The sequence below is a fragment of the Pseudomonas sp. GW456-12-1-14-TSB6 genome (assembly GCF_059424205.1).
The window spans coordinates 258,662-269,617 of record NZ_JBWKZE010000005.1; the positions used below are offsets into that span (position 1 = coordinate 258,662).

A 10,956-nucleotide genomic window follows, 5' to 3' on the forward strand; every position below is an offset into this window, starting at 1 on the left:
GGAGCGCGCTTCATGAGCTTGCATGCCAATACGCCGAGGATGTCTGTGGTCGACCCACGCGGCTTGCCGGTCCGCACGGTCGACTATTGCCGTGTAGTCCAGGGTGGACCTGTCGAGCCCCGGATCAACCGAGTGCTTCATGATCCACAGGGAAACGCGATCAAACAGTGGGATCCACGCCTGTGGCAACGGCAAGCCGAAGACCCTATGACACCGGCCAACCTGACGCAGGTATTTACCCTCGACGCCACCGTGATTCGTTCGGACAGCGTTGATGCCGGCACGCAAATCGAGTTGAACGGGCTCGCCGGGCAAACAGTGTTCAGTTGGGACAGCCGGCAGACGCGACGCGACATTGAATGCGACTTCATGCAGCGACCAGTCGCAATATTCGAACAAGGCGCAAACGAGCCACGTCGTTGCGTAGAGCGAATGACCTACGGTCATCCCGGCTGTGGGGATCAGTCGCGAAACCAGTACGGTCAGCTGATTCGTCATGACCATCCGGCGGGCAGCGTACTGTTCAAAGGGTTTGCAATCAGCGGCCCCTGCACCGAAGACATCCGCCACTTCACGCTGGAACCGCTGGCAACTGACTGGCCGGAGCGGGAGGAGGATCGTCTGCGGCTGCTGGAACCCGGCGCCGGTGCGACATCGCGGTGGCGCCATGGTGCGCTCGGCGATGTACTGGAGCAGACGGACGCCCGAGACAACCGACATACATTCGCGCTGACCGTCGATGGCCGCTTGCGCGAGCGCCGCTTGCAGTTGAGGGGTGAGGCTGAACAGATCCTGATCAGCGATATTCACTACAACGCTTACGGCAGTATCGAGCAGGAAACCGCTGGCAACGGTGTGCAGACCACCCGCGTATATCGGCCCGAAGACGGTCGCCTGATGGTCCGTCGGGACGAAGACACTCGCGGTGGAGTGCTGCAACACTTGCGTTATGGATACGACAGGACTGGCAATGTCCTGAGTATCGAAGACAAGGCGCTGCCGATCCGTTACTTCGCCAACCAGCGAATCGATCCGGTCAGCCGCTTTGTCTACGACAGCCTTGACCAGTTGATCATGGCGTCGGGCTGGGAAGCCGGAATGGCGAGGCAGGGCCCGCAATCGATAGGGCGCGTCGATCCGGCGGTTGTCAGTAACTATCAGCAGACTTACGAATATGATCCCGCTGGCAACCTGCGCAGGCTGACTCATGCGGGCGCACAAAGTCACGGGCGCAAACTGCAACCGGCGAGTTACAGCAACCGCGCTCTGCCTTATGACGACACACCTCCCGACGACGCTCAAATCGAAGCCGCCTACGACCGCAGAGGCAACCTGTTGCAGCTGGAACCGGGGCGGGTACTGAGCTGGAACCTGCGCAACCAACTGCAATCAGTCAGCCCGGTGGAGCGCACCTTCGGGCTCGCCGACCAAGAGGTCTATCTCTACGCGTCTGGCAGTCAGCGAGTACGCAAGATCCGCTCATTACGAACCAACGCCCGCACCCTGGTTTCCGATGTGCGCTATTTACCTGGACTGGAATTGCGCATCGACAACGGCACCGGCGAACGGGTGCAAGTCATCATTGCCGACAACGCTCGAGTACAGCACTGGGAAAGCCCGCCGCCTTCGGGAATCAACAATCGGTATAGATATCAACATGTCGATCATCTGGGTTCGGTCTGTCTGGAAACCGCCGCTGACGGCGCGATGATCAACCGCGAAAGGTTTCACCCTTTCGGCACCAGCGCCTGGCGGGACGGCGAATTCAGCTGCAAATTCGTCCGTTACTCGGGCAAGGAGCGCGATGCCTCCGGGCTCGACTACTTTGGTCTGCGTTACTACATCCCATGGCTACAACGCTGGTCCAGTGCGGACCCTGCCGGTCATGGCGACGGTGCCAACCTCTACCGAATGGTTCGCAACAATCCACTCACCTTCACCGATGACGAGGGGGCGGTCACGCGTAGAAGGCTGGCCAACGGATTGTGGCAGCCTGTTATCGCGACGGGGGCTGATCGATTGATGACCGGAGCTCTGGAGGTGAAAAGCGGCGCACCTCGGCGCGGAGTGCCCGCAACAGGCAGGTCTGGCAACATCCGAAAGTCGCTGGAGATTGGCGAGCTGGGCAGGATTGAGGTCAGTACCAAACTGCTGGACCCCACTCCCGGACGTTACTCGAACGAAACCGTCGCGCAGTTGAGCCGCCGTAACGGTGGCGCCGAGTTTATTTTCAGTATGGATCGCATGACTTATTCCGGTGCTGGCAGTGGGGAATTCAATGCTTTGCGGATCGTCGATATTCCCAATGGCGAGATCCCTGACCAGAACAACGCGGTATCCGGGTATTGGGCGCCTCAGGGTGGCTATGTCGATATTCCGCTGCATCCGACAGGTACTCAGCCTGACTATGTATTTACCCCCGGTTTCAGCGGTTGCTCACTGACGGTGGATCAACTCAACGACAACGTGCTGCGTGTCCGGCATGTGGAAGGCGGATATGAAAATGCCCAATACAACGATCTCTCCGAAGGCCACGGAATGGGGCAGGCCGCCGCCATGGAATATCAGGATTATGGTTATGCACCGGATGATCAGGGCCGTCAGGAAAACCTCACGACCGGTTTCGCTTTCATGAAGTACGACCGCAAACAGCAGCAATGGAACATCCATTATCAGACCATTCAGGGCTCCAGCGGAATCGAGCGTTACAGCCCTGGCAGCACCGGGTTTTTCAAGAAAACCAATGCATCGGTTTCGGTTTATCCACAGACACGTATCAGGAAAACCATGAGCCGAGCAGTCATTCCGAGTGACAGGCGCAAGACGGGCTGAAAAAAGCCCCCGCCCAACCCGCTGCGGATAGGGGACGCAGCGGGCTGGACGGGGGCTTCTTATTGCAGGTCGATCACTGCGCGATGGGTTTCACCGACACGCCGCGTTCGACCGGGGTGGAGCGACCGTAGATATCTTCGAAGCGCTCGATATCGTCTTCGCCCAGGTATGAGCCCGACTGCACTTCGATGATTTTCAGCGGGATCTTGTCGGGGTTGCGCGCAGGTGCCGTTGGTCGGGACTGTAATTTCCGACAGTAGCCGAACCAGCGCTGAGCTTGCTCAGATGCCCGGAGGCACAACAAATGCCGGTTGCGGGGAAGTACGCTCCATGAGCTTGCACGTCAATACGCCGAGAATGTCTGTGGTCGACCCGCGCGGCTTGCCGGTGCGCACGGTCGACTATTGCCGAGACATCGAGGACGGACCGGTCGAGTCCCGGATCAACCGCACCCTGCATGACGCTGCGGGGCGTGCGGTGAAACAGTGGGACCCGCGACTTTGGCTGTCGCAGGCCGGCGATCCGCTGCCCCCGGCCAACCTGACGCAGGTGTTTACTCTGGACTCCACGGTGATTCGTTCGGACAGCGTTGATGCCGGCACGCAAATCGAGTTGAAGGGGCTCGCCGGGCAAACAGTGTTCAGTTGGGACAGCCGGCAGACGCGACGCGACATTGAATGCGACTTCATGCAGCGACCAGTCGCAATATTCGAACAAGGCGCAAACGAGCCACGTCGTTGCGTAGAGCGAATGACCTACGGTCATCCCGGCTGTGGGGATCCGTCGCGTAACCAATACGGTCAGCTGATTCGTCATGATCATCCGGCCGGCAGCGTGCTGTTCGACGCGTTTGCAATCAGCGGTCCCCGCACCAAGGACATCCGCCACTTCACGCTGGAACCGCTGGCGACTGACTGGCCGGAGCGGGAGGAGGATCGTCAGCGGCTGCTGGAGCCAGGCGTCGGTGCGACCACACAGTGGCGCTATGGTGCGCTGGGTGATGTGCTGGAGCAGACGGATGCCCGAGACAACCGGCATACGTTCGAGCTGACCGTCGATGGCCGTTTGCGTGAACGCCGACTGCAGTTGAAGGACCAGCCCGCGCAGATCCTGGTCAGTGACATCCGCTACAGCGCGGATGGCAGCATCGAGCGCGAAACGGCCGGCAATGGCGTGGTGGCCGCGCTGACGTATCGCCCAGAGGACGGTCGCCTGACGGTCCGCCGGGATAAGGATGCCGCCGGCCGAGTACTGCAGCACTGGATTTACGACTATGACCCGATGGGCAATGTCTTGAGCATCGAGGACAAGGCGCTGCCGATCCGTTATTTCGCCAATCAGCGAATAGAGCCGGTCAGCCGGTTTGTCTATGACAGTCTTTATCAGTTGATCATGGCGTTCGGTTGGGAAGCTGGCAGTGCCAGTCAGGGCCCGCAATCAATGGGACGAGTCGACCCGGCGGCGGTCAGCAACTATCAGCAGACTTATGAATATGATTCCGGCGGCAACTTGCGCAGGCTGACTCATGTCGGCGCACAAAGTCATGGGCGCAAACTGCAACCGGCGAGTTACAGCAACCGCGCTCTGCCTTACGAGCACGCACCTCCCGACGACGCTCAAATCGAAGCCGCCTACGACCGCAGAGGCAACGTGTTGCAGCTGGAGCCGGGGCGGATACTGAGCTGGAACCTGCGCAACCAACTGCAATCGGTCAGCCCGGTGGAGCGTGCCTCCGGGGGCAACGACTGCGAGGTCTATCTCTACGGCGATGTCGGCCTGCGAGTGCGCAAGATCCGCTCATTAAAAACCAACGCACGCACCGTGGTTGCCGAGGTGCGCTATTTGCCCGGGTTGGAGCTGCGTACCGATAACGAGATCGGTGAACGTTTGCAGGTCATCACTGCCGAGGGCGGGCTGAACAATATTCGAGTACTGCATTGGGAGATCCCTCCGCCCACGGGGACCAACGATCGATATCGATATGCGTGCTCGGATCACCTGGGGTCAGTCAGCCTGGAGTCGGACGACCGTGGCGCAATTATCAGTCAGGAAGTATTTCACCCGTTCGGTACTACGGCCTGGCAAAGCGGTGAACTCAAATATAAGTACGTGCGTTACTCGGGCAAGGAGCACGATGCGACGGGGCTTTACTATTATGGCTTCCGTTACTACATCCCGTGGTTGCAACGCTGGGCCAGCACCGATCCTGCCGGCTATTCGGATGGGCTGAATATTTACCGGATGGTTCGCAACAATCCGCTCACGATGAGAGACGCGCTGGGGCTGCAAGCCGAGACCGGAACCTACGAAGCGGACGTGGGCATTCGAGTGAGATTGGCCTTCAAGCTGCTTTCCTCCCAAGCACATGTGTCCAGGCTTGACCTGGGAGGTGTGGAATACAGCAAGTCTGCTGATTTCAAACTGGTTGAAGTCGGCGAGGGCCCGGATTTTTCAGTGAGCAAGCGCGAGCTCTTGAGTCATCTGAGGATGTACCGGCGCCAGTACCGTGAGATGTACCACGACTCTATGCGGCGAGAACTGCAGAACACAAATGTCAGCGCGGAACAAAATTTTGAATTGGGAAAAGAGATCGCCGAGATCACATCCTCGTCCCTCAAGTATTCAAGCGAACCACGGGTATCGGAGGAAAAAACGGTCACCAAGCACTTCTTCGCACTGATCAATCGCGACGATGTCGAAAAAAAGGGCCAGGATAAAGTGATTTATGGCATCGCTGAGTTGAGTGTCTCGTCAACAAAGGGCGGAGAAAGCACGGTTCATGTGAGCAACGTAATTGCGCACCCACTGACGCAGCCGGGCGTGGATAAGTTCCTGGGTGAATCGGTCGAGACCACCGAGGCCATCCAACCTTTCAAATTGCGTGGTATTGGGACCTACCTGACCGTCAAGTCGTTGGCCAGGATGGTGAGCACGCACAACGTTCAGAAAGTCAGGACGGCCGCGGTCAATCCGCGATCAGCGGCTATCGCCAAAAGACTGGGAGCCAGAAAAGTGGCGTAAAAAAGCCCCCGCCCAACCCGCTGCGGATAGGGGACGCAGCGGGCTGGACGGGGGCTTCTTGTTACGGAACGCTTACTGCGCGATGGTTTTCACCGACACGCCGCGTTCGACCGGGGTGGAGCGACCGTAGATATCTTCGAAGCGCTCGATATCGTCTTCGCCCAGGTATGAGCCCGACTGCACTTCGATGATTTCCAGCGGGATCTTGCCCGGGTTGCGCAGGCGATGCACCGAGGCGATCGGGATGTAGGTCGACTGGTTTTCAGTGAGCAGAAACACGTTCTCGTCGCAGGTCACTTCGGCGGTTCCGCTGACTACGATCCAGTGTTCGGCGCGGTGGTGGTGCATCTGCAGCGACAGGCACGCGCCCGGCTTGACCGTGATGTGCTTGACCTGGAAGCGACCGCCCATGTCCACCGAATCGTAGGAGCCCCACGGACGGTAGACCTCAAGATGGTTCTGGGTTTCGCTGCGACCCTGCTCGTTGAGGGTGTTGACCATCTGCTTGACGCCTTGGACCTTGTCCTTGTGGGCGATCATCATGGCGTCCTTGGTTTCGACCACCACGATGTTTTCCAGGCCGATCACCGACACCAGTTTGCCGTTGCCGTGGATCATGCAGTTCCTGCTGTCCTGGATCACCACGTCGCCCTTGCTGACGTTGCCGTTGGCGTCCTTCTCGTTGACTTCCCACAGCGACGACCAGCAACCGACATCGCTCCAGCCGGCCGTCAGCGGCACCACGCAAGCGCGCTGGGTTTTTTCCATCACCGAGTAGTCGATGGAGTTGTCCGGGCAGCAGGCGAAGGTGGCTTCGTCCAGTGTGACGGTATCGGCATCCTGTTGGCTGCGCTCGAGGGTCAGCAGGCAGGTGTCGTAGATGTCCGGATCATGCTTTTTCAGTTCTTCGAGGAAGCGGCTGGCGCGGAACAGGAACATGCCGCTGTTCCAGTAGTAACCGCCGGACTCTACGTACTCGGTGGCGCGTTTGACGTCGGGTTTTTCCACGAAGTGCGAGACGCGGCTGACGCCTTCCGGCAGCAGCGAATCACCGGTGGACTTGATGTAGCCGTAACCGGTTTCCGGTTTGGTGGCCGGCACGCCGAACAGCACCATCTCGCCGTTTTCGGCGGCAACGGTGGCCAGAGCGAGGGCACGTTGCAGGGCTTTCTGGTCTTCCAGAACGTGGTCGGCCGGCAGCACCAGCATCAGTTCGTCGCGACCTTCATTGACCAGCATCATCGCGGTCAGGGCCACGGCCGGCGCGGTGTTGCGACCGAACGGTTCCATCAGGATCCGCTGGCATTCCAGATTGCGGCTGGCCAACTGCTCGTTGACGATGAAGCGGTGATCCTTGTTGCAGACCACGATCGGGGTGTCCATGCCTTCGAACACCAGACGCTCGAGGGTTTGCTGGAACAGTGTGTGTTCGCCGGTCAGGGCGAGGAACTGCTTGGGAAACTGCTTGCGCGAAAGCGGCCAAAGACGTGAGCCGCTACCACCTGACAAGATCACCGGAATCATATTGTTTACTCCTAAAAATGCAGTTGGGAGCTGCAAGCTGCAAGCGGCGAGTTAGAAGCACTTCACTTGCAGCTTGAGGCTTGTAGCTGATAGCTCGAGCGATTAGCGAGTCGACACCGGGCGTTTCACCCAGACTGGCGACAGGTTGCTGCCGTTGCCGGTGACGTACAGCACGGCTGCTTCACCGCGCTCCAGGGCGACTGGTTTGACGTCGCCGACTTTCTTGTCACCTTCGTACAGCGCCAGGCTGACTTTCACCGGGTTGATTTCACGCTCGCCACGGCCCTTGGCGGCCACGTTCGGCACCACGTCGGTCTTGCCGTCGGCGGTCTTCAGGGTCAGCGACTTGTCGCTGAGGTTCTGCACGCGCACCAGGGATTTCTGCTTGTTCTTGAACGGCGGTTCTTCGATCAGTTGCGGCGCGCCGGAAGCGTTGTTGACCAGGGTGTAGTAGTGGTCACCGGCGAGTTTCACCGGCAGGGTCTGGCTGCCGACCTTGGCGCTGTAATCACCGCCCGGCATGAAGCTGAAGTCGCTGCTGGCCAGCGGTGCGACGTCGGCAAGGTTAGTGCTGCCGACGGTGGCGCTGACTTCAGCGTTGCTGGCGTTGTAGACGCGCACGAAGGTCGAGCCTTTCGGTGCAGTCGGGCCGTACAGCGCAGCGTCGCCACCGGCGAAGGCCTGGACCGACAGCACGCTCAGACCCGCAACCAGAGCGAAGCGTTTGGCGAGACGACGAGGAGTTGTAGTGAAAGTCATGGTGTACCTCTCTTTCAGTTTTGCGCCCGATCGGGCGTCTCGGATTTAGTGTTGATGGCTACGTTTTGTTGGCGAGCACCGGCTTGTTTGAGCTCTGCGACCCACTGTGGGTCGGCGTCGCCGATTTCGTTGTTCACAGGCAGATATCGTTCAGGAAACTCCCAGATCAGCACCTGTGGCGGGCTGTTCTTGAAGTCATCGCTTTTCAGGTAGCTGAGCATCGGCAGGATCGGGCCGTGGCCGTCTTCGGCGTAATTGACCACGTCGCTGTGCAGCGCTTGCTTGAGCGCACCGACGAAGTTCCAGTTCGGGTTGGCGCTGTAGCTGGTGCCGATCAGGGCCACCGGCACTTCGCTGTTGGCGAACAGGGCGTCGTCCCCGGCAGGTTGCTCGACGGCCACGGTGTTGCGCTTTTGCAGCGGCTCCTTGGCCGGCATCAGGTTTTCGAACAGCGGATCCAGCGGCAGGAACAGACGCAGGTCGCCCTTGTGCGTGACCTTCTCCGCCGGGGTGGTGACGAAACGCTGCGGCTCGCCGCTGAGCGGGAACTTGTCGGCGATGGTCCTGGCCAGGGTGTTGGCGGCGATTTCCGCGCCTTCCGGGGTCCAGTGGGTGTCGGTGCGCAGGAACACTTGCTGACCGTTCTGCTTGGCCGCTTGCAGCGGGCCGAGCAGGTCGGGGGCGAGGATCTTGTCCGCCGCGACACGGGCGTGGAAGTCCTGATAGAGGTTGGCGTGGATGCTTGCCGGTTTCACTTCACCCAGGTGTTCCGGGTACAGGCGAGCCTTGGCCGGCACGATCGCCATCACCAGTTTCACGCCTTTCTCTTTCAGGGTCTGACGCACGCCTTCGACCAGCGCGTAGTTGCCTTGCAGGTTCAGCTCTTCGTTGACGATCGGGTTGAATTCCTCATCGCTGTACAGCCACTGATCGCGACCGAGCACCACGCCCGGACGACCTTCGTTGAACAGTTTGAAATCCAGCGCGGCCCAAAGATTGGTGCCCAGGCGCTTGATCGGGAATTCGTCGTCGTAGTGGGTTTCCACCGCTTTGGTCCAGCGGCCGTTGAGCACCGTCGCATCGGCGTTGGTGCTGAAGCCGAAGAAGCTGCGCACCGACCACAGACCGAGCACCAGCAGGGTCACCAGAAACAGCGCGATGTAGAAGATGCGTAATGAGCGGGTCATGTCAGATCCCTCAGAACTGGAAGTAAAGGAACGGCGAGAAGCTTTGCGCCGAGAGTTTGAGAATCGAGGCGATGAACAGCAGCAGGATCAACCCGCGCATCACGTAGCGCGACCAGTCCGCGGTCCAGTAGGCCGGTTGCACCTGGGCCTCGACGCCGACGGTGTAGCCAGGCTCGTGGATGCTCGCCGGGTTTTCGCCCGGAGCGGCCTTGATCATTCCCGGAGTCGCCGTGGCCGGGCCGTTGGCCTCGACGTTGACTTCAGGTTTGGTCTTGGCCGGCGGCTGGTTGGTGTACAGATCACGCAGGCCGAAGAACGCCAGGGTCACGTAAGCCACCACCAGGGTCGCCACTTGCAGGCCGGTGAGGCTGGCCTGGTTGAGTTCCGACAGCGACCAGTCGCCGAAGCTGAACATCGCGCCGTACATGCGGCCGGCGACGTGCAGGTTCTCGGCGCGGAAGATCACCCATCCCATGACCACCAGCAGGAAGGTCAGCGCCCAGCGGATCGGATTGAGGCTGCGCGGCGCGGTGTTGAGGCCGAGCATTTTTTCGATCGCCAGCCACATGCCGTGCCACGCACCCCAGACGATGTAGGTGATGTTCGCGCCATGCCACAGACCACCGAGCAGCATGGTCAGGAACAGGTTGCGATAGGTCATCAGCGTGCCTTTGCGGTTGCCGCCAAGCGTGATGTACAGGTAGTCACGCAGCCAGGTCGACAGGCTGATGTGCCAGCGGCGCCAGAACTCGGTGATCGACTGGCTGATGTACGGCTGCTTGAAGTTTTCCATGAAGCGGAAACCCATCATCAGGCCCAGGCCGATGGCCATGTCGCTGTAACCGGAGAAGTCGAAATACAGCTGCGCGGTGTAGGCCAGTGCGCCGAGCCAGGCATCGCCCGTGGTCGGGTTTTGCAGGGCGAAGCAATGGTCGGCCACCACGGCGAGGGTGTCGGCGATGAACACCTTCTTGATGAAACCCTGCATGAACCGCGTGCAGCCCTCGGAGAACTTGTCGAGGGTGTGGGTGCGGTTGTTGAACTGGTCGGCCAGGTCACGGAAACGCAGCACGGGACCGGCAATCAGGTGCGGGAAGATCGCCACGAACGCTGCAAAGTCGATCAGGTTGCGGGTGGCCGGGGTGTCGCCGCGGTAGACGTCGATGATGTAGCTGATCGACTCGAAGATGTAGAACGAGATACCGATCGGCAGCAGCACGTGGGTCAGGATGAACGGCTCAAGGCCCATCGAGGTCATGATCGCGTTGATGCTGTCGACCCCGAAGTTGGCGTACTTGAAGTAGCCGAGGATGCACAGGTCCACCGCCACGCCGAGCAGCAGCCAGCGCTGGGCCGGTTTGGTGCGCACGCCGGCGGCGCCGACTTTCAGGCCGATCCAGTAGTTCCACAGGGTGACGCCGGCGAACAGCGCCAGGAAGTCCACCCGCCACCACGCGTAGAACACGTAGCTGGCGATCAGCAGCAGCAGGTTGCGATAGCGTTGCCCGCTCAGGTAGTACAAGCCGAGAAAGATCGGCAAGAACAGAAACAGGAACACGTTGGATGAAAATACCATCCCGATCTCTCCATGTTTGAACCAACAGTCAAGGGCCAAAGCCCCCCCAACCCCCCC

The 10,956-nt window shown here is 60.0% G+C and carries 6 protein-coding genes and 1 pseudogene; 2 read left to right on the top strand and 5 right to left on the bottom strand.

All coding sequences use genetic code 11. The features are described from left to right. Positions 1 to 12 precede the first annotated feature (12 nt). The gene (locus AC07Y2_RS07010) at positions 13 to 2,832 is read left to right on the top strand and encodes an RHS repeat-associated core domain-containing protein (protein ID WP_080770635.1); all 2,820 of its coding nucleotides are present in this window, start codon (positions 13 to 15) and stop codon (positions 2,830 to 2,832) included. A gap of 73 nt (positions 2,833 to 2,905) precedes the next feature. Here the strand turns inward: AC07Y2_RS07010 and AC07Y2_RS07015 are convergent. Beyond that, positions 2,906 to 3,049: pseudogene (locus AC07Y2_RS07015) on the bottom strand (hypothetical protein); the annotation flags it as partial. Positions 3,050 to 3,162: 113 nt separating this feature from the next. Here AC07Y2_RS07015 and AC07Y2_RS07020 point away from each other — a divergent pair. Beyond that, the gene (locus AC07Y2_RS07020) at positions 3,163 to 5,853 is read left to right on the top strand and encodes an RHS repeat domain-containing protein (RefSeq protein WP_103385696.1); all 2,691 of its coding nucleotides are present in this window, start codon (positions 3,163 to 3,165) and stop codon (positions 5,851 to 5,853) included. A gap of 72 nt (positions 5,854 to 5,925) precedes the next feature. Here the strand turns inward: AC07Y2_RS07020 and AC07Y2_RS07025 are convergent, their stop codons facing one another. The 4 genes from AC07Y2_RS07025 to AC07Y2_RS07040 all read right to left on the bottom strand — a co-directional run bounded on the left by AC07Y2_RS07025 (position 5,926) and on the right by AC07Y2_RS07040 (position 10,899). Next, entirely contained in the window at positions 5,926 to 7,377 is a 1,452-nt protein-coding gene (locus tag AC07Y2_RS07025; RefSeq protein ID WP_103385697.1) for a mannose-1-phosphate guanylyltransferase/mannose-6-phosphate isomerase, read from the bottom strand. Positions 7,378 to 7,479: 102 nt separating this feature from the next. Continuing rightward, positions 7,480 to 8,136 (bottom strand): alginate O-acetyltransferase AlgF, encoded by a 657-nt coding sequence (locus tag AC07Y2_RS07030; protein ID WP_039769442.1) that lies wholly within the window; start codon positions 8,134 to 8,136, stop codon positions 7,480 to 7,482. 14 nt (positions 8,137 to 8,150) lie between these two features. Beyond that, on the bottom strand, positions 8,151 to 9,323 hold the full coding sequence (locus AC07Y2_RS07035) for an alginate O-acetyltransferase (RefSeq protein ID WP_085746987.1): 1,173 nt from the start codon (positions 9,321 to 9,323) through the stop codon (positions 8,151 to 8,153). Positions 9,324 to 9,333: 10 nt separating this feature from the next. Further along, entirely contained in the window at positions 9,334 to 10,899 is a 1,566-nt protein-coding gene (locus tag AC07Y2_RS07040; protein WP_064593528.1) for an MBOAT family O-acyltransferase, read from the bottom strand. Positions 10,900 to 10,956: the final 57 nt, after the last annotated feature.

Bases quoted from the DNA above. Each gene is read 5' to 3' on its own strand.
- AC07Y2_RS07040 (WP_064593528.1), bottom strand. From the start codon at position 10,899: ATGGTATTTTCATCCAACGTGTTCCTGTTTCTGTTCTTGCCGATCTTT.
- AC07Y2_RS07035 (WP_085746987.1), bottom strand. From the start codon at position 9,323: ATGACCCGCTCATTACGCATCTTCTACATCGCGCTGTTTCTGGTGACC.
- AC07Y2_RS07030 (WP_039769442.1), bottom strand. From the start codon at position 8,136: ATGACTTTCACTACAACTCCTCGTCGTCTCGCCAAACGCTTCGCTCTG.
- AC07Y2_RS07020 (WP_103385696.1), top strand. From the start codon at position 3,163: ATGAGCTTGCACGTCAATACGCCGAGAATGTCTGTGGTCGACCCGCGC.
- AC07Y2_RS07010 (WP_080770635.1), top strand. From the start codon at position 13: ATGAGCTTGCATGCCAATACGCCGAGGATGTCTGTGGTCGACCCACGC.
- AC07Y2_RS07025 (WP_103385697.1), bottom strand. From the start codon at position 7,377: ATGATTCCGGTGATCTTGTCAGGTGGTAGCGGCTCACGTCTTTGGCCG.